The 22,376-nt window shown below is 61.7% G+C and carries 24 protein-coding genes and 1 riboswitch; of the genes, 16 read left to right on the top strand and 8 right to left on the bottom strand.

Going from position 1 to position 22,376, the window contains the following annotated elements; genetic code table 11:
• Positions 1 to 42 precede the first annotated feature (42 nt).
• Positions 43 to 480, bottom strand: coding sequence for a thioredoxin family protein (locus ET418_RS14675; RefSeq protein ID WP_149308808.1), 438 nt, complete (start codon positions 478 to 480; stop codon positions 43 to 45).
• Positions 481 to 738: 258 nt separating this feature from the next.
• On the opposite strand from ET418_RS14675, the gene ET418_RS14670 reads away from it, so the two are divergent.
• Positions 739 to 1,272 carry a hypothetical protein gene (locus tag ET418_RS14670; RefSeq protein ID WP_149308806.1) on the top strand — a complete coding sequence of 178 codons (534 nt, stop codon included), beginning with the start codon at positions 739 to 741 and terminating at the stop codon, positions 1,270 to 1,272.
• Positions 1,273 to 1,351: 79 nt separating this feature from the next.
• On the opposite strand, the gene ET418_RS14665 is transcribed toward ET418_RS14670, so the two are convergent.
• Positions 1,352 to 1,954 (bottom strand): OmpW family outer membrane protein, encoded by a 603-nt coding sequence (locus ET418_RS14665; RefSeq protein ID WP_149308804.1) that lies wholly within the window; start codon positions 1,952 to 1,954, stop codon positions 1,352 to 1,354.
• Between the two features lie 94 nt (positions 1,955 to 2,048).
• A riboswitch (cyclic di-GMP riboswitch) is annotated at positions 2,049 to 2,125 on the bottom strand.
• Positions 2,126 to 2,288: 163 nt separating this feature from the next.
• Between ET418_RS14665 and ET418_RS14660 the strand changes: the two genes are divergently transcribed.
• The 4 genes from ET418_RS14660 (at position 2,289) to ET418_RS14645 (ending at position 6,230) form a co-directional block, all read left to right on the top strand.
• Positions 2,289 to 2,729, top strand: a complete 441-nt coding sequence (locus ET418_RS14660) for a FecR family protein (RefSeq protein WP_149308802.1) — start codon at positions 2,289 to 2,291, stop codon at positions 2,727 to 2,729.
• A complete protein-coding gene (locus tag ET418_RS14655) occupies positions 2,729 to 3,361 on the top strand; it encodes an OmpA family protein (RefSeq protein ID WP_149308800.1) in 633 nt (210 codons plus the stop codon). The genes ET418_RS14660 and ET418_RS14655 overlap by 1 nt, the downstream gene beginning before the upstream one ends.
• 11 nt (positions 3,362 to 3,372) lie before the next feature.
• Positions 3,373 to 5,391 carry a CHASE2 domain-containing protein gene (locus tag ET418_RS14650; protein WP_149308798.1) on the top strand — a complete coding sequence of 673 codons (2,019 nt, stop codon included), beginning with the start codon at positions 3,373 to 3,375 and terminating at the stop codon, positions 5,389 to 5,391.
• Between the two features lie 65 nt (positions 5,392 to 5,456).
• Positions 5,457 to 6,230, top strand: a complete 774-nt coding sequence (locus ET418_RS14645; RefSeq protein ID WP_149308796.1) for a glucose 1-dehydrogenase — start codon at positions 5,457 to 5,459, stop codon at positions 6,228 to 6,230.
• A gap of 64 nt (positions 6,231 to 6,294) precedes the next feature.
• Here ET418_RS14645 and ET418_RS14640 read toward each other — a convergent pair whose 3' ends face one another.
• Positions 6,295 to 6,639, bottom strand: a complete 345-nt coding sequence (locus ET418_RS14640) for a hypothetical protein (protein WP_149308794.1) — start codon at positions 6,637 to 6,639, stop codon at positions 6,295 to 6,297.
• Positions 6,640 to 6,875: 236 nt separating this feature from the next.
• Here ET418_RS14640 and ET418_RS14635 point away from each other — a divergent pair, with 236 nt between their 5' ends.
• The 7 genes from ET418_RS14635 (at position 6,876) to lhgO (ending at position 13,471) form a co-directional block, all read left to right on the top strand.
• The gene (locus tag ET418_RS14635; RefSeq protein WP_149308793.1) at positions 6,876 to 7,274 is read left to right on the top strand and encodes a PilZ domain-containing protein; all 399 of its coding nucleotides are present in this window, start codon (positions 6,876 to 6,878) and stop codon (positions 7,272 to 7,274) included.
• 76 nt (positions 7,275 to 7,350) lie between these two features.
• Entirely contained in the window at positions 7,351 to 9,066 is a 1,716-nt protein-coding gene (locus ET418_RS14630) for a transporter substrate-binding domain-containing protein (RefSeq protein ID WP_149308922.1), read from the top strand.
• Positions 9,063 to 10,484, top strand: a complete 1,422-nt coding sequence (locus ET418_RS14625; protein WP_149308791.1) for a sigma-54-dependent transcriptional regulator — start codon at positions 9,063 to 9,065, stop codon at positions 10,482 to 10,484. The genes ET418_RS14630 and ET418_RS14625 overlap by 4 nt, the downstream gene beginning before the upstream one ends.
• A 57-nt stretch (positions 10,485 to 10,541) precedes the next feature.
• Positions 10,542 to 11,345, top strand: a complete 804-nt coding sequence (locus ET418_RS14620) for a sulfite exporter TauE/SafE family protein (protein ID WP_246153111.1) — start codon at positions 10,542 to 10,544, stop codon at positions 11,343 to 11,345.
• Positions 11,342 to 11,668 (top strand): DUF1634 domain-containing protein, encoded by a 327-nt coding sequence (locus tag ET418_RS14615; protein ID WP_149308787.1) that lies wholly within the window; start codon positions 11,342 to 11,344, stop codon positions 11,666 to 11,668. Before ET418_RS14620 ends, ET418_RS14615 begins: the two co-directional genes overlap by 4 nt.
• 45 nt (positions 11,669 to 11,713) lie before the next feature.
• A complete protein-coding gene (locus tag ET418_RS14610) occupies positions 11,714 to 12,235 on the top strand; it encodes an FUSC family protein (protein WP_149308786.1) in 522 nt (173 codons plus the stop codon).
• 12 nt (positions 12,236 to 12,247) lie between these two features.
• A complete protein-coding gene (gene lhgO / locus ET418_RS14605) occupies positions 12,248 to 13,471 on the top strand; it encodes an L-2-hydroxyglutarate oxidase (protein WP_246153110.1) in 1,224 nt (407 codons plus the stop codon).
• A 145-nt stretch (positions 13,472 to 13,616) separates the two neighbouring features.
• Here the strand turns inward: lhgO and ET418_RS14600 are convergent, their stop codons facing one another.
• The 5 genes from ET418_RS14600 to ET418_RS14580 all read right to left on the bottom strand — a co-directional run bounded on the left by ET418_RS14600 (position 13,617) and on the right by ET418_RS14580 (position 17,114).
• The gene (locus ET418_RS14600; RefSeq protein WP_149308784.1) at positions 13,617 to 13,940 is read right to left on the bottom strand and encodes a hypothetical protein; all 324 of its coding nucleotides are present in this window, start codon (positions 13,938 to 13,940) and stop codon (positions 13,617 to 13,619) included.
• A complete protein-coding gene (locus ET418_RS14595; protein WP_149308782.1) occupies positions 13,927 to 14,220 on the bottom strand; it encodes a BrnT family toxin in 294 nt (97 codons plus the stop codon). Before ET418_RS14595 ends, ET418_RS14600 begins: the two co-directional genes overlap by 14 nt.
• 110 nt (positions 14,221 to 14,330) lie before the next feature.
• Positions 14,331 to 14,636, bottom strand: a complete 306-nt coding sequence (locus ET418_RS14590; RefSeq protein WP_149308780.1) for a YciI-like protein — start codon at positions 14,634 to 14,636, stop codon at positions 14,331 to 14,333.
• Between the two features lie 114 nt (positions 14,637 to 14,750).
• Complete coding sequence (locus ET418_RS14585) at positions 14,751 to 15,389, bottom strand: hypothetical protein (protein WP_149308778.1); 639 nt, start codon at positions 15,387 to 15,389, stop codon at positions 14,751 to 14,753.
• 198 nt (positions 15,390 to 15,587) lie between these two features.
• Complete coding sequence (locus ET418_RS14580) at positions 15,588 to 17,114, bottom strand: B12-binding domain-containing radical SAM protein (protein ID WP_149308919.1); 1,527 nt, start codon at positions 17,112 to 17,114, stop codon at positions 15,588 to 15,590.
• A gap of 436 nt (positions 17,115 to 17,550) precedes the next feature.
• Here ET418_RS14580 and ET418_RS14575 point away from each other — a divergent pair, with 436 nt between their 5' ends.
• From ET418_RS14575 to ET418_RS14560, 4 genes are all read left to right on the top strand, one after another.
• The gene (locus ET418_RS14575; RefSeq protein WP_149308776.1) at positions 17,551 to 18,879 is read left to right on the top strand and encodes an anaerobic C4-dicarboxylate transporter; all 1,329 of its coding nucleotides are present in this window, start codon (positions 17,551 to 17,553) and stop codon (positions 18,877 to 18,879) included.
• A gap of 114 nt (positions 18,880 to 18,993) precedes the next feature.
• Entirely contained in the window at positions 18,994 to 19,209 is a 216-nt protein-coding gene (locus tag ET418_RS14570) for a hypothetical protein (protein ID WP_149308774.1), read from the top strand.
• A 117-nt stretch (positions 19,210 to 19,326) separates the two neighbouring features.
• A complete protein-coding gene (locus tag ET418_RS14565) occupies positions 19,327 to 21,024 on the top strand; it encodes a methyl-accepting chemotaxis protein (RefSeq protein WP_149308772.1) in 1,698 nt (565 codons plus the stop codon).
• A gap of 286 nt (positions 21,025 to 21,310) precedes the next feature.
• A complete protein-coding gene (locus ET418_RS14560) occupies positions 21,311 to 22,360 on the top strand; it encodes an acyl-CoA thioesterase (RefSeq protein ID WP_149308770.1) in 1,050 nt (349 codons plus the stop codon).
• The last annotated feature ends 16 nt before the right edge of the window (positions 22,361 to 22,376 follow it).

The following is a 22,376-nucleotide window of genomic DNA, read 5'->3' as shown; positions in this document are numbered from 1 at the left end:
GATCTGTCGGGCATGGCCCCGATTCAAGTCCACTGCGAAACCCTACTGCTGTTGGCGGAACCAGGCCAGCAGGGCCTCAACGCTCTGCGCCCCGGCGAGCCGGGCGACGACCCTGCCGTTGCGGAGCAGCACGACGTCCGGTATGCCCCGCACGCCGAACCGTGCCGCAAGGGCCGGATTCTGCTGGGTATCGACCTGGCAGACGGCCGCCTTTCCCGCCAATCTCTCCGCTGCTGTTCGCACCGCCGGTGCGAATGAGACGCAGTGCGGTCACCATGGTGCCCAGAACTCCACCAGTACCGGCCCCGGGTAGTTCTGCACGAAGGCGTCGAATGTCTGCTCCGTGAGCTGCTGCGGGTGGTGGTACAACGGCGGGAGGGGGGCGCGGCAGGTGCCGCAACGCCCCTTTTTACCCTCCTTGTCGGCGGGGATTCTGTTGGCTGCGCCGCAGGAGGTGCAGATGACGATATAGTCAGACATCGTACGTTCTCCTCATACCCTCGTTTTAGTCCAAACCCCTCCCTGCGGTCAAGGGGCTCACGCAAAAAAATCTGGACCAGGGCCTGTTTGCGCCGAAAGTGCCCGGTTCGGGAGCGCCATTTGTGGCACGGCCCATGTTTGCCCTTGCAACGATCCCGGAGGTGTTGCAAAATACTCCGCCGACTTTTCAGCCGAGTGGGAAAGGCCGGCTTGCATTGTAACAGCCGATAGACGTAAACCTGCGGACCGGGAGCAGAGATGGCGGTTATCAAAAAGAGCGCGCTCATGGTGGAGCTGATGGTGACGGCTGGGCTTGTGTGCTGTCTTGCCGCCTGCATGGGCGATCTCGTCTACCGGCCTGAAAAGAAGATCGCACCGGCCGCCCCCACGGTTGCGGAGATGAACCCCCACCTGCCGCCCATGCCGGATATGGCGGCCAACAACGCCACCCTGGCGGGGATCGATACCAGCGGCATCGGCGTGCGTGACGATGTGCAGATATGGATCTATACAAACTATACGACGAATGTGAAACGCACCGTTCTCATGACCATGGCCAAGACCATTCAGGACGTGATGGCCGCCCCACCAAAGACGGCTGAGGAGGCGAAGAACCTGGATCAGTCCTTCAAGGATGCCGCCATGATGCTCAAGATCGTTCGGGGACTCACGCAGCGCGAGGCCGACGAGATGGATCGGCTCCTCTATACGCAGACGGTCAATACGCCGGAACGCCTGAAGGCCTACCTACAGTACGATTTGCTGCTGGGAGGGGGTACGATCAAGCGCTGAGAGGGGACCGGCACCCCAGGATTTCATACAAGACCCCCGCCGTGCATGGCGGGGGTCTTGTTGTTCGGGACGGTTGTTTTTAGTTGAAAAAGTATCTCGCGCCAAAGGTCGTGGAGATGCTCATGGGGTCGATATTGCCGACTTTATTGCCCTGGTAGTTGATATCGGCGTTGGGCGCCAGGATTGCCTTGAGCTGGGCGGTCAGGGCCACCTGTTTGGTCACGAAATAGTCGACGCCGCCGCTGATATGGACGCCCAGGCAGGTGTCCACGTCGGTCCTGGTCCCGTCGGAGTAGGTGAAGTCGTTGACCAGGATATCCAGGCCGGCGCCCACATAGGGGGTCAGTCGGGGGACCGCGACGTCAAAACGGTACTGGGCGCCCAGGGAGAAGTTGTTGGTTTCGGCGTTGCCGCCCTCACCGTAGCCGTGGACATCGTAGTCGGTGTGGGTGATATCTAATTCTGCCGCGATGTTTTTGGTTATGCCGTAGATGAACCCGCCGCCGCCGACGAAAGCGGTATCCGTACTGGCGCTACGTCCCGATAGCTCGCTGTCGGCAGGGACCAGAAAGCCGAGTCTGCCGGTGACGCCGAGCCTTCCCCTGATATCGTCCGCCATGGCGGGGTTGACGGCAAAAAACAGCGACAAGGCCAAACAGCAGGAATAGATGGTCTTCTTCATAATGTTCTCCTTTGGGGATAGTGTTTGTTCATCCGCCCATTGCGTAAGGGGTGGGATGAAATGAAAAAACCGGGTTGCCGAATATCTATGATATTTCGGCAACCCGGCTGTCTCGGTGAGACCCTGTAGGCTTTCCGCCCCATCCTCGCGGATGGTTGAGTAGTATCGGTTATCACATACGCTTGTTTTCAGCGGCGACTATTTATGCACATGAGGCGCTGAATGTCAATGGCCGGGGTGCGTTCTTTTTTTGTCCCTCTTTTGGCGAATCTTTGTTTATAATGGTATCCTTATGGGTAACGGGCTGAATTACTGAGAAAAAGGGAGACGCGCAATGAAAACAATATTCTTCGGACTCCTTCTCCTGTTCTCCGCCGCTTCGGCCTTCGCCGCGCCGACGGATGTGATCGGTCATGTACAGACCCTGAAAGGGTCCGCGTCTTTCCTTCGGGGCACTCTTACGCAACCTGCCGCAATCGGGGGGGCGGTACATCGGGGCGACGTGATCAGAACCGCAAAGGATGGCTCTTTGGGTATTGTCTTGGCGGATGACACGACGCTTTCCCTGGGTCCCAGCAGCGAACTCGCCATAAAGGAGTACGTTTTCGACCCCAAGGACGGTAAATTCACGTTCCTGGCGCGGATGGCCAAGGGGACCTTTGTCTATCTCTCCGGGCTCATGGCGAAATTGGCCCCGCACGCCATCCGGCTGGAAATCCCCGAGGCGACCATTGCCGTACGGGGGACCAGGCTGCTGATCGAGGTCCAGGAATAGTGCCGCGCAGCGATGGCCATACCGGGCCGACGGGAGTCATCCTGTCGGGCGTGCTGATGGTGGCGCTCCTGGCTTTGGCAGACGGTTGCGCCTCCCGGCGGGCGGTCGTTCTGATGCCCGACCCGGACGGACATGTGGGCAAGGCGGAGGTGACCACCGAAGGGGGGAAACAACTGCTGGAAAAGGCCCAGGAGATGACCCGCGTCTCCGGCCGTTCAAATTCCCCCTCTCCCCCGGCACCGGCCGACCCTTCCTATATTGCCGCGACCTTTGCCGAGGCATTGGCGGTCGAACCGCTCCCATCGGAAAAATTCATCCTCTTTTTCGAAACGGGCAAGACCTGCCTGATGGCCGAGTCCCGGGCCGTCATCCCCACCATCCTTGCCGCCATCAAGCGGCGTAACGCCATCAACATCAGTATCAGCGGGCATACCGACGCGGTCGGCTCGGTCCAGCTCAACGACAGGCTTGCCTACGAACGTGCCCAGGCGATCAGGGACCTGCTGGTACGGAAGGGGGTCGATCCGCAACGCCTGACCGCATCCTCCCATGGCAAGGGTAACCCTCGGATCCCAACGCCCGACGGGGTTGCTGAACCCCGAAACCGGCGCGTTGAGGTTATCGTGCGCTAGGCGTAGCCGGTATGTTCCCTGTCGCCGCCCACTCCCGCACCACCCCCCAACGCCTCCTGCCGCTCCGGGGAGGGCGTCCCGCGCTGATTGCCGCGGGCCTTGCCCTTACGCTCTGCGCCGGATTGCTTCTCATCTTCTCGCCGCTGTTCATACAGGAGACGGAACTTCGCCTCTACGACCTCATGCTCGCCGGTCGGGCCGCTCCCCAGAAGAGCGGCGTTCCGGTGATCGTGGGGATCGACGAGGAGAGCCTCAAGGCCTACGGGCAGTGGCCCTGGCCCCGTTACCGCCTGGCCCGCCTCGTGGAGCGGCTTGAGGCGTCGGGGGCGAAGGTCGTCGTGCTCGACTTCCTGATGCCGGAGCCGGACCGTACCTCTCCCGATGTCATCATGGCGGAACGGCGGCGCGACCTTGGGCTGTCCCCATCCCCACCCCCGGCCGTCGTCACGGACGTCAACTCCCAGCGCCTAGCCAAGGCCCTGGCGGGAGGTCCTACCATCCTTGGATACTATCTGGACCTTGCCACGGGAGTGAGGTCGGGAGCCGGAGGCGCTCCCCGCCTGCCCGCCGGCATGATCGTGGCGGCCATGCCGGGAGCCAGTGCCCAGTGGCCGACGCCTACCGGGATGATCAGGGGGATTGGGGTGCTGACCGCCGCTGCCGGGGCCGAGGGGTTCACCAATGCCCAACACGACCTGGACGGGGTCCTCAGACGGGTTCCCCTGCTGATGCACTACGAAGGCGCCTATTACCCCTCCCTGGCCCTGGGGGCCGTCCTGCTCGCATCCCAAGAACGGCGCCTCCGCATCGACCACGATGCGTCCGAGACCCTGCTTAGCTGGGGAGAACGCCGTATCCCCCTGGACCGCCTGGGGGATACCCTGATTGACTTCCGTACCCGGGATTCCTTTCCCTATTTTTCGGCACGGGCGATTCTGGACGGTCACCCGGCGGCCGGGAGCCTGCGGGGAAAGATCGTCCTGATCGGTGCCTGGGCCAAGGGGCTGGGCGATGTCCATCAAGTCCCGTCCGGGCAGGAGATCCACGGGGTCGAGGCCCATGCCGCCGTTATCGACACGATCCTGTCCGGCACGTTCATCGCCCAGCCCACGTGGGCGCGGGGCGCCGGGCTGTTTGCCGTCCTCCTGCTGGGGGGGATGAGCACTTGGCTGCTCAGCCGCCCCGGATACGTGCTGTCGCTTCTGGCCGTTATGGGGATGAGCGGCGGGTGCTACTGGGGGGCGAGGGCGCTTTTGCTGTCCCGGGAGGGGCTGTTCATTCCGCCGCTCATCCCCATGGCGACGCCGATCCTCGTGATGACGGTTTTGAGCCTTGTGAAATACGGGATCGAGGCCCGCAAGGTGCAACAACGCAACCGCGACCTGATCCAGGCCCAGGATACGATCATCGTCAGCATGTCGACCCTCACTGCGGCCCGGGACAAAGAATCGGGGCGGCACATCCTGCGGACGCAACGCTACGTGGAAGTCCTTGCCCGGCAGCTTGCCACGCTCCCCGGTTACGCCGTACTGGACGAAGCGAATATCGAACTCCTCGCGAAATCCGCGCCGCTCCATGACATCGGCAAGGTCGGCATCCCGGATCACATCCTGTGCAAGCCGGGTGCGCTGACCGCCAAAGAATACGACATCATGAAGACCCACACGCTCATCGGCGCCCAGGCCCTGTCCAAGACCATGGGCGGGACCGAGCACCCGGAGAAGCTGGCCTTCCTCAATTACGCGCTCCAGATGGCCGAATCGCACCACGAAAAATGGGACGGCAGCGGCTATCCCCTCGGATTGAGCGGCAGGGCCATCCCCCTGGCCGGCCGGCTGATGGCCCTGGCGGATGTGTACGACGCCCTGGTCAGCAGGCGCGTCTACAAGCGGGACTTCTCCCATGAAGAGGCCCAGGAGTGGATTCTGGCGAGGTCGGGCACACATTTCGACCCCGAGGTGGTCGGGGCGTTCGTGGCCCAAAGGGGGGAATTCATCCGCATAGCCAGAGAGTTGGCCGACGAAGAGTGAGGGGCGCTCCGCCATGGCCCAGCACGATTTTATCGTAATTTTCAAGACACTTCAGGAGACGCGGTATGACACAACAAACCGCCGGTAGGGTGGCGCTGGTGACGGGGGGCGGTCAGGGGATCGGCAAGGGGGTCGCCAAACGGTTGCTGGAAGAGGGGATGGCGGTGGTCATCGCCGACAGGGACGTAGCGGCGGCCCAGGAAACGGCCGGGGAGTTCGATTCCCTGGGAGTTGTGCGTGCCGTGACGCTGGATGTGGCCGACGAAGCAGCGGTGGTAGGGGCGCTGGACCTGACGCTCTCCCGCTTCGGCCGCCTGGACGCCCTCATCAACAATGCGGGCCACGGCAGTTCGCCTCCCGGCCCGGTGGAACTGCTGGAGCTCTCGGAGTGGAACCGGGTCCTGGGGACCAACCTCACCGGGGCGTTTCTCTGCGCCAAACACGCGGTGCCGGCCCTGCGGAGCGCCGGGGGGGCCATCGTCAACATCGCCTCGACCCGGGCCCTCCAGTCCGAAGCCGATACGGAGGCCTACTCCGCCAGCAAAGGGGGGCTGGTGGCCCTGACCCACGCCTTGGCCGTCAGCCTGGGACCGCACATCCGGGTCAACTGCGTCAGCCCCGGCTGGATCGCCGTGGACGACTGGAAAAAGAGCGGCAGGCGCACGGCGCCGGAACTGCGTCCTGAGGATCACGGTCAACATCCGGCGGGGCGCGTCGGGCGGCCCGAGGATATCGCCGGGATGGTGGCCTACCTGGTCTCGCCCCAGGCCGGGTTCATCACCGGCCAGAATTTTATCGTGGATGGCGGGATGACCCGCAAGATGATCTATGTCCCCTAGGGGGGCAGGAGGGCGCCTCAGTCGGGAGTCGTTTCTTCGGGCGGGTACGCCCTCCTGCCCGGCCTTACTGAAACAGCGGGGTCTGTTCCCGTTGGATCATGATACCCCGCTGCCGCTCTTCCTCGATCCTGCGGGTGTCCTTATGGCGCTGCTGTTCCAGGAACACTTCCTGCCGGTAACGTTCCTGGCTGAACTGCCGCCGTTGCTGCTGCCACACCAACTCCTGCACAGCGTCCTCCTGCCACAGCCTGGCCTGGTGCGCCGGCTGAAGCAGTTCTACCAGATCCGGTTGCTGTTGTACCTGCTGCCGGGCTCCCCGCAGATTCAACTGAACCAGGTCGTTGTTGCCCAGGGCATACGCTCCGCATGAAGACGCGAGCAGCGCCACTACCAACGCAATCCTCAGCATACCAACCCCCTATCGTCGTACATGACCACCCGTGCCCCCAAACTATAGCAGATTACGGCCATGGCGGCCATTGTTCTTTGCGTCGCTGTTCACCATCCCCCATGGCCGTGGTGTGGCTGCATCCCGCCGTGGAAAGGTGGTATAACCAATTTATTGTCCTTGTCCTGATTTTATGAGAAACTGAAGCCATGTGTGGCTGAACCGGTGTGAATGTGTGTCGTGAAAGGGCCAATCCTATGCGCGAAAAGAGATCGTCCCGCCGGATCGTTTTTGTGGCCAATGGGGTGTTGCAGTACCAAAGCCAGCGTTTCCCCTGTTATGTTGAAAATATTTCCCTGCACGGGGCGCTGGTCAGTTCGGACGACGCTGCCTGTGATGTGGTCCGCCAGGGGGAGCGGTGCGTGCTGACGCTGCAGCAGGGCGACGGTCTCCCTCCGCTCGATGTGACAGCCCAGATCATCCACTACGGGTTTGGCCTGGTCGGCCTGCGGTTTGTCGAACCGGATGCCGCCATGGAAACCGCCCTGGCGGCCATTGTGGGGCGGGCGGCTCAGGAAGAGATGGCGGGCGGCAAGGATTCCTCCCGCCTGTATACCCGCCTGGGGATCAATACGGACCGGGGCCGCTGGAGATAACGACGTGACCTTGGGAAACATACTACCATCGCGCAACGGTGTGCCCTTCTTATCCAGGTTTGCCGCCGTGCTCTTCATGGCTATGGCGGCCCTCGCCTGCCTGCTTTCCGGCGCCGCCCCGGCCGATACGCTCCAAGGCACTCCCCAGAAGGTGATCATCGTCGGCGGGGACCGGGAGTACCCCCCCTACGAGTTCATCGACAAGAACGGCCAGCCCTCGGGCTATAACGTGGAGCTGACCCGCGCCATCGCCGATGTCATGGGGATGAAGGTCGAATTCCGGCTCACCGGTTGGGCGGAGGTGCGCACTGCCCTTCAGACCGGAAAGGTCGACGTGCTCCAGGGGATGTCCTACTCGGAGGAACGCTCCCGTGAGGTGGATTTCTCCCTCCCCCACACCATCGTGAATCACGCCATATTTGCCCGCCGGGAGTCCCCCATGATCAACACCTTCGACGAGATCGAAGGGAAGGTGGTGGCGGTTCACCGGGGCGGGATCATGCACGACTACCTAGTCAAAAAGGGGTTCAGCGGCAAGCTGATCCTGACCGCTACGCCGGCCGACGCCCTGCGTCTTCTGGCCGCCGGCAAGACCGACTTCGCCATCGTCGCCATCGTGCCGGGGATGTACATCATCCGCGAACTGAAACTGACCAACCTGATTCCGGTGGTCCGTAACGTGGCCACCCACCGCTATTGTTATGCCGTGAACCGGGGCAATGCGGAGCTGATCTCCCGCTTCAACGAAGGGCTGGCCATCCTCAGGAAGACCGGGCAATACCAGGCCATCTATGAAAAATGGCTCGGCGTGCTGGAGCCGAACCGCGTGGAATGGGCCACCGTCACTCGGTATGCCGCCATCGTGGGAATCCCGCTGGTGCTCCTCTTGGGCGGGTTTGCCCTCTGGTCCCGCACCCTGCACCGCCAGGTGGCCCTGCGCACCGCCGACCTGACCCGGGAGATCGCCGAGCGGCGCCATGCCGAGGAGGAATTGCTCCTCAACCAGCAGCAGTTGGTCCAGGCGGACAAGATGGCCGCCCTGGGGGTGCTGGTGTCGGGCGTGGCCCACGAGATCAACAACCCCACCGGCCTGATCCTCCTGGAGGTCCCAATCCTCAGGCGGTTTTTCCAGGACGCCTCCAAGGTGTTGGAACGGTACTATCAGGAAAACGGCGATTTTACCTGCGGCGGGCTCCCCTATTCGCGCATGCGGGAGGAGATGCCCCGCAGCCTGGAAAAGCTCCAGGAAGCGGGCAAGCGCATCAAGCGGATCGTGGACGACCTGAAGGATTTTGCCCGGCGGGACGATACCGCCTTCAACGACACCATTGATCTCAACGCCGTGGCCCAGGCGGCCGTCCGGCTGGTCGAACCCTCCATCCGCAAGGCGACCAGCCGTTTCAGCACCGGGTATGCCGAGGGGCTCCCCACGGTCCGGGGCAATGCCCAGCGCATCGAGCAGGTGCTGGTGAATCTGATCATCAACGCCTGCCAGGCGTTGCCGGACACCGGGCGGGGCATCGAATTGGCCACCCTGTACGATGCCCCCCGCGGCCTGGTGGTCTTCCGTCTGCGGGACGAGGGGAGCGGCATCTCCCCCGAGCACCTGTCGCGTCTGACCGACCCGTTCTTCACCACCAAGCGTGACATGGGCGGTACCGGCCTCGGTCTCTCCGTATCGGCCGGGATCGTCAAGGAGCACGGCGGCACCCTGGAGTTCGATTCGACCCCGGGCAGCGGGACCACCGTCACCCTGACCCTGCCCGAGTACCGGAAGGAGAACGTAACGTGAGCGAGCCCCTGTATCCCGATTTCGGCATCCTCCTGGTGGACGACGAGCCGGACTGGCTCGGTTCCCTTTCCCTGACCCTGGAGTCGTGCGCCGGTATCACCAATATCGCCACCTGCAACGACAGCCGCCAGGTCATGGCCATCCTGGACCAGGGCCAGATCGGCCTGGTGCTGCTGGACCTCACCATGCCGCACCTGTCGGGGGAAGAGCTTCTGGAGCAGATCGCCGAGCGCCATCCCGAGATCGCCTCCATCGTCATCAGTGGCCTGAACCAGGTGGAGACCGCCGTCAACTGCATGCGACGGGGGGCGTTCGACTATTTCGTGAAGACCGACGATGATGACCGCATGGTGAACGGCGTGCTCCGGGCCGTGCGCATGCAGGAGTTGCAGCGGGATCACCGGGAGATGGCCAGCCGGTTCGGTTCGCCCGAGGTCCGGCACCCCGAGGCCTTCAGCGCCATCGTCACCAACGACCGGGCTATGCAGGCGGTCTTCACCTATGCGGAAGCGGTGGCCAGGAGCCCCCAGCCGCTTCTGATCACCGGCGAGAGCGGCGTGGGCAAGGAGTTGGTCGCCCGCGCGGTCCACGCCCTGAGCGGCTGCCGGGGCAAACTGGTGACGGTGAACGTTGCCGGGCTGGACGATACGGTTTTCGCCGACACCCTGTTCGGCCACGTGCGGGGGGCCTTTACCGGCGCCGAGCAGGTGCGGCGCGGCATGGTGGAGGAGGCGGCCGACGGCACCCTGTTTTTGGACGAGATCGGCGACCTGAGCATCCCTTCCCAGGTAAAGCTGCTGCGGCTGCTCCAGGAGGGGGAGTATTTCCCCCTGGGGTGCGACCTGCCGAAGCGGCTCAAGGCCCGCATCATCGTCGCCACCCATCAGGACCTGGCGGTCAAGGAGACGGCGGGGGCCTTCCGCCGGGATCTCTACTACCGGCTGCGGACCCACCATCTCCATGTGCCGCCGCTGCGGGAACGGCGCGGGGACATCCCTCTGCTGCTGGACCATTTCCTGGAGGAGGCGGCCCGGGCCTTGGGCAAGAAGAAGCCGACCCCGCCAAAGGGTTTGGCGCAGTTCCTCGCCACCTACACCTTCCCCGGCAATGTGCGGGAACTCAAGGCCATGATCTACGACGCCGTCAGCGTGCACCGGGACCGGATGCTCTCCATGGAGTCGTTCATCAAGGCCGTGGAGCGTTCCCAGAAACAGGGCGGGGGGGGAGCGGTAGCTCCGGCGGCCCGGCAGAACCCCTTTGCCGGGTTCGACGAACTGCCCACGTTCAGCGATGCCGCCGCCTTCCTGGTCATGGAGGCGCTTGACCGGGCCAACGGCAACCAGACCCTGGCCGCGCGGCTTCTGGGCATATCCCAGCCGGCGCTCTCCAAACGCCTGAAGATGCGGCAGCCGGGCTAAACGAAAGAACAAAGGAGAACAACCATTCTGCTCACCACCACCATCGAGATATTCGTCATGGCCATCGGGGCCGGGGTCGTCGGTTCGGTCCTGGGGCTCGGCGGCGGCATCATCATCGTCCCCGCCCTGACCATCCTGTTCGGCGTGTCCATGCGCACGGCCGTGGCCGCCTCCACGGTCTCCATCATCGCCACCTCCACCGGCGCCGCGGTGGCCTTCCTGCGCGACCGGCTGACCAATACCCGGGTGGCCATGTGGCTGGAGATGGGCACCTCCGCCGGGGCTCTGAGCGGGGCCCTGATCGCCGGCTACCTGCACCAGCGCTTCCTGTACATCCTGTTCGGCCTGCTTCTGGCCTATTCGGGCTACAATATGTTCAGAACCCGCAAGGCCGAATTGCCGGGCGAGGTCGTGCCCGACCGCCTGTCGAAAAAGCTGAACCTGGCCGGCTCCTACTACGACCGCATGCTGGGCAAAAGGGTGGAATACCAGGTCACCCGGACCCTTCCCGGGCTGGTCCTCATGTATTTTTCCGGGGCCGCAGCCGGGCTTCTGGGCATCGGCGCCGGCATCTTCAAGGTGCCGGCCATGGACCAGGTCATGCGCATGCCGTTCAAGGCCTCCACCGCCACCTCCAACTTCATGATCGGGGTCACGGCGGCCTCCGGCGCAGTGGTCTATTTCGCCCGGGGCGACGTCAAGCCGCTGGTGGCCGGGCCGGTGGTGCTGGGGGTGCTGCTGGGGGCGGTAGTGGGGGCCCGGCTGATGGTCCGGCTGAAAACCTCCACCATCCGCAAGCTCTTCATCCCGCTGATCGTCTACACGGCCATCGAGATGATCTACCGGGGGGTGCGGGGATGACGACCGAAACGCACCACGAGACCCCATCCCCCCACGAGCCGATCGAACTGGTCCTGGCGCGCCTGTTGCGCATCGGCTCCATCATCGCCGCCATCCTCCTGGCCCTTGGCATCGGCGCCATGCTGCTGGGGGGGCATGCGGTGGTTGGCCCGCGCCTGATCACCGCCGGCCTGCTGGCGCTTCTGGCAACGCCGATCATGCGGGTGATGGTGGCGGGGGTGATCTTTGCCCGGGAAAAGGATTGGCGCTTCGCTTTCTTCTGCCTGGTAGTGCTCTGCTCCATCGTTGCCGGCATCCTGCTAGGGCATGAACATGGGGGGTAGTGCCCCATATTATGTGAATCCCGTAACCATGCGACAGGTGGCCCCATGATAGACAAGGAAACGATAACGACACTGTTCCACAGGTTCGGGGTATTCACGGTTCTGCAAAATGCCGTGGTCTGCTTGGTGGCCTACCCCTGCGGGGAATACTCCACCGGCATCTTCCACGGCGAGTCGGCAAGCATGGGGGGGCTCTGGTCCCTCATCTCCGGGCTGGTGGTGCTCCAGGCCACGACCCGCGACACCTGGACGTCGGCAGGGCTCCGGGTGCTCGGAACCTTCATCGGCGCGTTCGTCAGCGGGCTGTATCTCTCCTTTCTCCCCTTCAGTCCGGTCGGTATGGCCGTATCCATCGGCGTGACCATTGCACTGTGCCAAATCCTGAAGGTGCCGGAACACAGTCGTCTCGCCGCCATAACCGTGGCGGTCATCATGGTGATTTCACATATGAATCCTACGCTTAACCCGGCCATGAATGCGGTGTTGCGTTTCGGCGAGGCGTGCATCGGCTCCGTCGCCGCCCTGGCCATCGTATTCGTGACACCCCGGTCTGAAACCCGATCCTGAAGAGGCAAAGCGATGCCGACGCAAAGGGGGCTGGATATGCAACTGGACAAGGCGGAAATCCTGATCGTGGGGGCGGGGATCATCGGGCTGACCATTGCCCGGGAACTGGTCCGGGCCGGGTACGGCGACATCGTGATCATCGACAAGGAGCCGGAGTTGGGCAGGCACGCCTCGGGGCGCAACAGCGGCGTCCTCCATGCCGGGATCTACTATTCCCCCGACAGCCTCAAGGCCAAATCGTGCCTGAACGGCAACTTCCTGATGCGCGCCTACTGCAAGGAAAAGGGGCTCCCCCTGCTGGAAAACGGCAAGGTGATCGTGGCCCGCACGGCCGGTGAGTTGCCGGTGCTGGACGAACTCCACAGCCGGGCCATGGCCAACGGCGCCAAGGTGGAGATGATCGACGAACACCAGCTGGCGGAGATCGAGCCCAACGCCCGGACCGTGGAGCGTGCCCTGTTCTCCCACTACACGGCCGTGGTTGACCCCAAGGCGGTGCTGAAGAGCCTCAAAAACGACCTGGAAGAGAGCGGCCGGGTGCGCTTTCACCTGGAGTGCCCTCTGACCGGGCTGAAAGGGAGCGGCACCGCTCGGACCGGCAAAGCGGAAATCGGTTTCAGCCGCTTCGTCAACGCGGCGGGCGCTTACTGCGACAAGGTGGCCCGACTGTTCGGCGTGGGGGCGAACCTCCGCCTCATCCCCTTCAAGGGGCTCTACCGGCTGCTGCGCAAGGAGGCCCCCTTCACGGTCAATTCCAGCATCTACCCGGTGCCGGACATCCGAAACCCCTTCCTGGGGGTTCACTTCACCCGCAGCGTCCACGGCGACGTCTACCTGGGCCCCACCGCCATCCCCGCCTTCGGCCGCGAGAACTACGGCATCCTGGCCGGGATCGACCGGGAGGGGTTCGGCATTGCCTTGGAGGACCTGACCCTGTTCCTGGCCAATCCCCTGTTCCGCAGCGTGGCCCTGAGCGAACCGCTGAAATACCTCCCTTCCTATTTCTACCGGGACGCGGCCCGGCTGGTGAAGGAACTTGCCCCCACGGACGTGCTCCCCTCCGCCAAGGTCGGCATCCGGCCCCAACTGGTGGATTGGGAGACCAAGCAGATGATCATGGATTTCATGGTGGTAGCGGACGGGGCTTCGCTCCACGTATTAAACCCCATCTCCCCGGCCTTCACCTCGTCCATGGACCTGGCCCAGGGGATCGTGGCGGCGCATTTCAGGGGGTAGGGGGGATCTCTCTCGTTCGTAGGGGCGCATTGCATGCGCCCTATACGCCCATATCAGGGACAACGTACGTTCATGGAGACGCACTGCGGTGGGGGAATTGGGGGGTACGACGGGTGGGGATTAGAGGGTGCACATCAGTGCGCCCTTACGGTATGCGGGGATTTTTACCTCGCCCGGTTGTGCGGGTTGCCAGGCGTGAAGGTGTTTCGACCAGTCTGCCGCTGACATATTTATGTAGAACGCTGGCAATAAGTGTTTGATAAGGAACGCCATCCTCCAGTGCCCGTGCCTGGATATCCAGCAAATCCGGAGAAGAAAGGCGGATATTCACGCGGCGGTCTTTCAGGGAGGTGGCTTGCGCGGCCGCCTTATATTTTTCTTTTTCCTTCGTGGACGGCTTTGTGGAGATCAGATCACCCTTCTCATAGGCGTCCAAAATATCTTTTTCGAATTCATCATGATTTTTCATTTCTCGTGCCTCCTGCCAAATAATCTCTCGTTGCCTTGCGGCTGGGAATGATTGTTTTCAAAAAATAGTAATCAGCCTCTTCGACAAACGGAACGAGATAGATATAACCATCCAGGGCCACAACCAGAATGCATTGGTTTGGATATTTTGATTCGTTGGGGTGCCGCAAGATGTCGAGAAGACCGTCTCCTTCCAGGGCAAGCACTATTTCTTCAAACGAGACTTCCCGCTCCACTTTGAGTTGTTCATTTTTTTCATGATTCCATCGAAATGTCTTCATGGCAAAATCATACTCCAGTGTGTGCCTATTGTCATCACAAAGTTCTGCTCTTTCGTTTTTAGAGGGGCGGGGGACACAATTGCTTCTTGTCTGCTTTGGCACCCGCTATGTTATGCCTCCGGCCTGACGGGCGAAGTTGCATCTTCACCGACGACCGTTGTCCAGGGGCGCACGCGCCAGCTTGTAACGAGACCGTTTTTAACGTAGGGATCGGCAGATGCGAACCGTTTGACAACATCATCCGACTCTGCTTTGAACAGCAGGACCGAACCGTCTACCGGGTCAGCCAGCGCCCCGCCGAGAATGAGTTCGCCCCGCGCCTGCGCCTGCCAGGCAAGGGAGAGATGTTCTGCCCGAAACTCGGCTCTGCGCTCCAGATAGTCGGAGGAAACGTCGTAGAACAGCAGGTAGTGCATAAAAGCTCCTTGAAAGACAACTAAGATGTCACCAATTAAAAAGCTGCTGTCAGGCCTACAACCAAGATTTTTGAAATTTGTAGACCCTCATTTTCCCTTCTCTGATGGTTATTCTTAGAGGTACTTCTGTTTGAGCTGGTTCGCTCTTTCCTGTGCCTTTTCAAAACTATCGATATCGAACAGATCGATTGGTGTTGGTAGCGTTTCGACCTCTAGGATCTGGTCAGACTTGAATACGATTTCCTTATTCCAGTCTATGTGCGGCGAGTCCCCCCGAGGTTTATAGATTTTCGGTCGATAACCTTCAATCATTACACTGATCTTCTTTTCATTTTCGTCGTCTATGTTTGCACTTTCGAATTCAAAAACGTCGGCATCCACCTGTTTCCCTTTTTTGAAAATGACGATATGATGGACGCCTGCACGACAGAGTGCTTCCATTCTCTTGAAATTGTCGACGATGACATCTCCGTACTCTTCCCGGTCTTCTGCTTCCTGTATCGCCCTTTGCTGTGCGAGGTATGCATTATCAAGTGCCTTGATTCTTGGGTCTTTCTTCGCATCGTTCACCATTTGCCAGATATCGCGACTGCTCATTCCTGTTTTAACTTCCAGGCCGAGCCTATCACATTCTTCCAGTTGGGCCTTGCTTGGGTGTTTGAAGGGTTGCTCTTGGTTATTTTGAGATGAAGACGCGGGGACTAACTCCACATGACCACCATCGCCAAATAAGACTTTCAAAAACTTGAGCATATCTCCTCCTCAAGAATAACAATTAATTAAACAGCATATCAGCCGCAATATATTACGGGTCATCTTCCGAGGAACACTCAAATTCCATCAACAAAAAAAATATTATAATGTATGTCCAGTAAGCCACTCTGGACCGATATACAGCTTTTTATCAGAAGAGTCCATCGCAAGTTTTACCTGCGAAATTACTGCAACAGACTACTCGCGCAGCCCACCAGCCCCACCAACAAAAAACGCAGCATGATTGGACGTAAACAGGGGCGGATCGTTCCTGAGGATCGCCCCCACGGCCGGGTCGCGCTTGAACTCCTTGTCCAGAAAGCCCCGCACCTGTTTGCGGTCCCAGCCGTCGGGATGGCGGAACGCGGTGTAGAGGGACAGGTCCCCCTCGTAGAACGGGTCGATGCCGTATCCGGCCGCCTCGTCGCCGCAGATCGGCATGTTGAACAGGGCCAGGTTCATGAAGGTGATGGCCTCGTGGTGGCGCACCACGAACTCCAACGTCCGCCGCGCCTCGGCCTCGGTCTCGGCCGGGGTGCCGAACAAGAGATAAAGGTAGACTCCGATCCCCGCCGCTTGCAGATTTCGCAGAACTTTGGACGCCTCTTCGATATCGATCCCCTTGTGTAGCCGGTCCAGCACCCCCTGATCCCCCGATTCCAGCCCCAGCTTGAGCATCACGCAGCCCGAGCGCCTGAGGGCCCGGCAGAAATCCGGGTCGGCCAACTCCCTGCCGAAACGGGCGAAGCCGTACCAGGGAACGCCGGGCGGGTCCGCGGCTAGGGCCCGCAGGAACGCCGGGCTCAGGGCGTTGTCCAGCAGGTGCAGCAGCACCGGCTGGGTGTGGGCGGCGAGGGCGTGCAGGTCGGCCAGGGCCTCCGATACCGGCAGCGGCGTGTAGCGGTTCCCCTCGGCCCGCTCCGGGCAGAAGGAGCAGTTGTTCCAGTAGCAGCCGCCGGCAGTCGCGTAGGGGAGGATGAAGCCGGGCGCGAGATAGTCGCCCATGGGCAGCAGGGTGTAGTCGGGCCTGACGCGCTCCTGGTCCGGGGCGGCGGAGCCTTGGAGTTCCAGCAGGGGGGCCTCCCCCGGTCCCGCTATCAGGTGGTCCACCAGCCCGCCGAAGGGGTTCCGCCACCCCGGCTGGCGCAGCCACGAGGTGACCAAGCCGCCCCCCAGGACGACCCGCAGGTTGGGGAAGCGTTTCCTCACCTGGCCGATCATGGCAAAGGTGGTGAGCGCCTGGCTCAGGTAGTTGAGGGAGAAGCCGACCGTGGCGATGCCGTCGAGCCATGCCTCGAACCGGGTGCTGAACCAGGGATAAAAGGGGTTCTGTTCGGGATGTTCGGCGGCGAAGAGCAGGTCCGCGCTCCGCAGGGGGGAGAGGTGGACGTGCTGGTAGTCCGCCAGACCCACGACCGCGCCGTTTGCTTGGCCGGCCACGGCCAGCAGGCGGTTCAGGTCGCGCACGGCCCGGCTGTAGCGGTTGGGGGAACGGTACAGGTCGCCGCCCCGCAGGTCGGCCAGGTGGCGTGCGCGACCCTTGATGGCCCGGCGGCTCCAGGTATCGTCGGCTGTAGCGGGCTGTTCCAGAAGCCAGAGCAAGCCCTCCAAGTTGGCGTCCAGCACCCGGCAGGGGAGGCCGCGGCTGTGCAGGGCGGCCGCCAGTTGGACGATGCCGGCCGGCGGTTCGCACGGCTTGGCTACGGGGGGGAATATGAGGAGCATGCCGCCATTATGATGAATAGAGGGCGTCATGGCAAGCGCCGTGAAAGGCTACCACCCCCGGCCCTTTAGGCCCCAGAGGGTCCTCCTAAACTAGGAGGGGAGGAACACGCCTCTTCCCCCTCCTTGATAAGGAGGGGGAAGAGGGTGGTAGCTTGATTTAAACCCCCATAACCAACGGTTATATCCAAACCTACGGTTATGGGGGTAGCTATCTTGTTGAAATGACAATGTCTACGGTATCTTGTGCCGCTCCTCCATAACGAAAGGTTATGACGGTTATGGTGCGTAATTTTTACGACAGTGTGAATATAGTCATTAATTACTGGATGTTACATTAATAATGCATTGCTGGCATTGACTGTGCTTTAGCAACGGATAGAGTTTATACGCGGATCATGTGAATCCGCTAATTTATCCCTCAAGGTGGAGGTTCGTCATGGCAATGTTCTGGATCCAATTTGTGCTCGTACTGGGTGCCGTACTCATCGGTATCCGCAGAGGTGGCGTTGCACTTGGTATGATCGGCGGTCTGGGCGTGTCACTGCTGGTGCTGGGCTTCCGCAGCGCCCCCTCCGAGCCCCCCATCGCCGTCATGCTGATCATCCTGGCGGTGGTCACGGCGTCGGCGACCCTGCAGGTTGCCGGCGGCCTCGATTACCTGGTGCAGTTGACCGAGAAGATGCTGCGCGCCCATCCCAAATACGTGACCATCCTGGCGCCGCTCTCCACCTTCTTCCTGACGGTCTGCTGCGGTACCGGCCATGCCGTGTACGCCCTGCTCCCGGTCATCTCCGACGTGGCCCTGAAGACCAAGATCCGCCCGGAGCGCCCCATGGCCATCTCCAGCGTCGCCTCCCAGATGGGCATCACCGCCAGCCCGGTTGCGGCGGCCGTGACCTTCTTCCTGGGATTCGCCGCCAAGGCCGGACACCCGGTCACCCTGATCGACATCATCATGGTCACCATGCCGGCCGGCATCATCGGCGTCCTGGCCGCCGCCGCCTGGAGCTTCAACCGCGGCAAGGACCTGGACAAGGACCCCGACTTCCAGGCACGGCTGCAGGACCCTGACTTCAAAAAGAACCTGGACGCCGATGTCACGACCCTGGGCAAGGAGATTTCCACCACCGCGAAGATTTCGGTACTCCTGTTCTTCGCCGGCGTCGGCTCCATCATCCTGCTGGCAAGCTGTCCCCAACTGCTCCCCCTGGGGTTGGATAAGAAGCCGATCCCCATGACCACGGTGGTTCAGTTCGTCATGCTTGGCTACGGCGCCTTCATCATGTTCTCCGCCAACGTCAAGGCCAAGGAAATCGCCCACTCCAGCGTGTTCATCGCCGGCATGATCGCGGTCGTGTCCATCTTCGGTATCGCCTGGATGAGCGATACCTTCATCACCGCCAACAAGAAGTTCCTGGTGGAGAACATCGGCATCATGGTCAAGATGGCGCCCTGGACCTTCGCCATCGCCACCTTCTGCATCTCCGCCTTTGTGAAGAGCCAGGCAGCCACCCTCGCCATAACGCTCCCCCTGGGCCTGGCGCTCGGCCTGCCGATCCCGCTGCTCCTGGGCCTGATGCCGGCCAGCTACGCCTATTTCTTCTTCGCCTTCTACCCCAGCGACCTGGCCGCCATCAACATGGACCGCACCGGCACGACCCACATCGGCAAGTACCTGCTCAATCACAGCTTCATGATCCCCGGCTTGATCGGCGTCTCGGTATCGACCGTGGTGGCCTATACCATCTCGCAGGTGATGTTCTAGGCCGGAATTTCATCCGCGGCCCGGAGCCGCCTGTTTGTCCCGAACATGGGAGATCACAACGGAGTTGATCGCTCCATATTGAAAAGGTGGGCACGACAACGTGCTCACCTTTTTTTGGCCGAAAATGGAATCCATACCCCCGGGGGGGCCGTTAAGACAATATACAACCTGCTCACCCAAAAATACGTCTCCGTGGTCAAGGTCAACGGCAAGGAGATGCTCCACGTGGATACCGCAAAACTTGCCAATACCGTCATGCGGGATGCGAGCTTCATGCCCCGAACGGCACAGCGTGCCGTCACACAAAATGACAAGTGGCAAATCTTTTAGTATCATCTCTTCACCGCCGTTGTTGACGGCATGCCGTGATCGGGATGCACCGCCTGTAGCGCCTGACCTGGATAACGCATCGGAATGATACCACATCACCATTTGACGGAGGTTCGCATGGGCATTACAGGTAGCAAAATCAGCTTTTCCGCCAAGATACTCATCATGGTGCTGGCATCCAGCATCGGCCTGGCCGCGGTCACGGGCCTGATCGCCCTGAAACAGTACCATGCCGGCTACACCAGCTTTCTGAAGTCCTACCGCCAGTCGCTCTTCAACGATTTCGATTCCCAGGCCAAAAGCGAGGTGGAAACGGCCGTAACCCTTTTGAAACGGCTCCACGAACGGAGCCTGAAAGGGGAGATCACCCTCGATGAGGCCAAGTCCCAGGGGGCCGACCTGCTCCGGTCGCTTCGGTACGGTAAGGAGGGTTATTTCTGGGCCGACACCACCCAGGGGGTCAATGTGGTCCTGCTTGGCGGCCCGGCCGAAGGCAAGAGCCGCATCAACAAAAAGGACGCCAAGGGGAAGTACAATATCCAGGAGATTATCAAAGCCGGGATGCAACCGGGCGGCGGCTTCAGCGACTACTTCACCACCAAGAAGGACAGCACGGTGCCCCAGGCGAAACGAAGCTATTCGCTCCTGTTCGAGCCCTTCGGCTGGGTGGTCGGGACCGGCAACTATGTGGGCGACCTGGAGGCGTTGGTCGCAAAGGCTACCGAAGAAAATCGCAAGCAATTGATGGCGGGCATCTACACCATTGTGACGGTGATCGTGGTTCTGGTTATCCTCATCTCATTTTTGTCGGTGTTCATGACCCGACGCCTGCTCAGCTCCCTGGGCACCGAGCCGGATTATCTGGCCGAGATTTCCGGGCGGGTGGCGGAGGGGGACCTGACGTTGCACCTGGAGCCCGGACGGGGCGGGGTCTACGAGTCTATGCGGCGCATGGTGGAGAACCTGCGGCAGATCATGGAGCGGGTCAATCAAAACGCCAAGACCGTTTCATCTTCGTCGGAGACGCTTCAGAACACCGCCGGGCAGACCGCCGCCAGTTCCCTGCGGGTGGTCGGTCAGGCCACCACCGTGGCCACCGCCAGTGAAGAAATGTCCGCCACCAGCTCGGATATCGCCAACAACTGCCACATGGCGGCGGAAAGCTCCAACCGGGCCAGCGCCACCGCCCAGCAGGGGGCCGGCATCGTGGAGGCGACCATCGAAGGGATGGGGCGCATCGCCGACAAGGTCCGCGGCACGGCCCTGGTCGTGGACAAGCTGGGCACGCGCTCCGACCAGATCGGCGAGATTGTGGCTACCATCGAGGATATCGCCGACCAGACCAACCTCCTGGCCCTGAACGCGGCCATCGAGGCGGCCCGGGCCGGCGAGCAGGGGCGCGGCTTCGCCGTGGTGGCCGACGAGGTGCGGGCACTGGCCGAACGGACCACTCGGGCGACCCGGGAGATCGGCGAGATGATCAAGGCAATCCAGTCCGAGACCAAACAGGCCGTTGCCGCCATGGAGGAGGGGGTCACCGAGGTGGAAAAGGGCACCACCGAGGCCGCCCGCTCCGGGCAGGCGCTGTCCGAGATTCTCGGCCAGATCAACGAGGTGACCCAGCAGATCAGCCAGATCGCTACGGCCGCGGAGGAACAGACCGCCACCACCCGGGAAATCAGCAGTAATATCCAGGATATTTCCGATACCATCCAGAAGAGCGCCCAGAGTTCCCAGGAGGTCAGCCAGGCGTCCTCGCAGCTTTCCCGTCTGTCGGTGGAGTTGCAGGATGTGGTCGCCAGCTTCAAACTATAGGCAGGGCAGCCGGGGCGGGATACGACAAAAAAATCCCCGCGACCAGGAGGGGACCGCGGGGTGCCGTATGGGCCAGTCGTGTTATGCAGGGTAGACGATTCGTTTCCCGTTTTGGTTACAAAAAAGTTGCAGTGCCATGATTTTTTTACGCGTGGCCGGAAAAGCGCGGCCAGGACCTGCGAGACAGTTGCCGGAGCAGCGATAATGCTTTACTATTAGTACTACGTCGGGAAAAAACGGCCTGTCTCCGAAACGCTGGCTCCGGTGCAGGCGAGAGGACCCCCCTATGAACGAAAGCGAAAAAAACGGTGCAGCCATTACCCCGCACGATACGAGATACCTGTTTGTGCTCCCGTTCTCCACGGACCCCGTCCTGGCCAGGCGTTTTCTGGCGAGCGACCGGCATATGGTCGGCAATATCCGTTTCGGCAAGATTCTGGAAACCCTCGACAAGGTAGCCGAGAACACCACCCTGGCCTACGTCAGCCGGTTTTACCCGGATGCCCGGGTCGTCACCGCCGCCATCGACAGCGTTGTGATCAGGAACCTGGCCGACACGAACCACGATCTGGTCTTTTCCGCCCAGATCAACCATGTGGGGCGTTCTTCCATGGAGGTGGGCATCCGGGTCGAATCCCTGGGGGCGGGGTGGGGGCATCTTGCCACCTGTTACTTCACCATGGTCGCCCGTTCGGCGGATAGCGGCGAGGCGAGGAGTCTCGCCCTGCCGCCGTTGACCTACGCCGAGGAGATCGAGGTAAAACGCTACAAGAAGGCCGAACAGCGGCGCCAGGCGTACCGGGAGAGCCTGGCGAAGGCGGAGGAGATGCCGTCCCTGGACGAGTACCTGTTCCTCAAAAAACTGCACAAGGAGCAGGAGGCGGAGGGGTTCAGCGGCATACGGGTCGGGCAGCTGGTGCTCGCATCGACCCAGCGGGCGTACCCGGAGCAGGAGAACGTGCCCAAGACCGTGTTCGGCGGCTACCTCGTCCGCAGGGCCTATGAACTGGCGGCCCTGGCCGCGGAAATGATCGCTCCCGGCAGGGTGGTGCCGTGCCAGGTGAACCGGATCAATTTCAACCAGCCGGTGTTCCTGGGCGACCAGCTCAAATTCATCGCGCGGGTGGTCTACACGGGCAAGACGACGATCACCGTCCAATCCGACATCGAGCGCTTCAGCCGGGACGCGGGCGACAAGGCCCTGTCCAACTCATGCCTGTTCACGTTCAGAAACGTGGACAGTGACCTGCAGCCCCAGCCGGTGCCCCCCATCTACCCGGTCACCTATGCCGAGGATGCGCGCTATCTGAACGCCTACCGCCAGCGGGTGGATTGACGGCATCGGGAGTGAG

The sequence above is a fragment of the Oryzomonas rubra genome, assembly GCF_008369015.1.
Classification (GTDB): Bacteria; Desulfobacterota; Desulfuromonadia; order Geobacterales; family Pseudopelobacteraceae; genus Oryzomonas; species Oryzomonas japonica.
The sequence above is the reverse complement of the archived record's forward strand: the minus strand, read 5'-3'. Positions and strand labels throughout refer to the sequence as shown.

Coding starts and splice junctions, on each gene's coding strand:
- ET418_RS14670 (WP_149308806.1), top strand. CDS start 739: ATGGCGGTTATCAAAAAGAGCGCGCTCATGGTGGAGCTGATGGTGACG.
- ET418_RS14665 (WP_149308804.1), bottom strand. CDS start 1,954: ATGAAGAAGACCATCTATTCCTGCTGTTTGGCCTTGTCGCTGTTTTTT.
- ET418_RS14660 (WP_149308802.1), top strand. CDS start 2,289: ATGAAAACAATATTCTTCGGACTCCTTCTCCTGTTCTCCGCCGCTTCG.
- ET418_RS14650 (WP_149308798.1), top strand. CDS start 3,373: ATGTTCCCTGTCGCCGCCCACTCCCGCACCACCCCCCAACGCCTCCTG.
- ET418_RS14645 (WP_149308796.1), top strand. CDS start 5,457: ATGACACAACAAACCGCCGGTAGGGTGGCGCTGGTGACGGGGGGCGGT.
- ET418_RS14640 (WP_149308794.1), bottom strand. CDS start 6,639: ATGCTGAGGATTGCGTTGGTAGTGGCGCTGCTCGCGTCTTCATGCGGA.
- ET418_RS14635 (WP_149308793.1), top strand. CDS start 6,876: ATGCGCGAAAAGAGATCGTCCCGCCGGATCGTTTTTGTGGCCAATGGG.
- ET418_RS14630 (WP_149308922.1), top strand. CDS start 7,351: ATGGCTATGGCGGCCCTCGCCTGCCTGCTTTCCGGCGCCGCCCCGGCC.
- ET418_RS14620 (WP_246153111.1), top strand. CDS start 10,542: ATGGCCATCGGGGCCGGGGTCGTCGGTTCGGTCCTGGGGCTCGGCGGC.
- ET418_RS14615 (WP_149308787.1), top strand. CDS start 11,342: ATGACGACCGAAACGCACCACGAGACCCCATCCCCCCACGAGCCGATC.
- ET418_RS14610 (WP_149308786.1), top strand. CDS start 11,714: ATGATAGACAAGGAAACGATAACGACACTGTTCCACAGGTTCGGGGTA.
- lhgO (WP_246153110.1), top strand. CDS start 12,248: ATGCCGACGCAAAGGGGGCTGGATATGCAACTGGACAAGGCGGAAATC.
- ET418_RS14600 (WP_149308784.1), bottom strand. CDS start 13,940: ATGAAAAATCATGATGAATTCGAAAAAGATATTTTGGACGCCTATGAG.
- ET418_RS14595 (WP_149308782.1), bottom strand. CDS start 14,220: ATGAAGACATTTCGATGGAATCATGAAAAAAATGAACAACTCAAAGTG.
- ET418_RS14590 (WP_149308780.1), bottom strand. CDS start 14,636: ATGCACTACCTGCTGTTCTACGACGTTTCCTCCGACTATCTGGAGCGC.
- ET418_RS14585 (WP_149308778.1), bottom strand. CDS start 15,389: ATGCTCAAGTTTTTGAAAGTCTTATTTGGCGATGGTGGTCATGTGGAG.
- ET418_RS14580 (WP_149308919.1), bottom strand. CDS start 17,114: ATGCTCCTCATATTCCCCCCCGTAGCCAAGCCGTGCGAACCGCCGGCC.
- ET418_RS14575 (WP_149308776.1), top strand. CDS start 17,551: ATGGCAATGTTCTGGATCCAATTTGTGCTCGTACTGGGTGCCGTACTC.
- ET418_RS14565 (WP_149308772.1), top strand. CDS start 19,327: ATGGGCATTACAGGTAGCAAAATCAGCTTTTCCGCCAAGATACTCATC.
- ET418_RS14560 (WP_149308770.1), top strand. CDS start 21,311: ATGAACGAAAGCGAAAAAAACGGTGCAGCCATTACCCCGCACGATACG.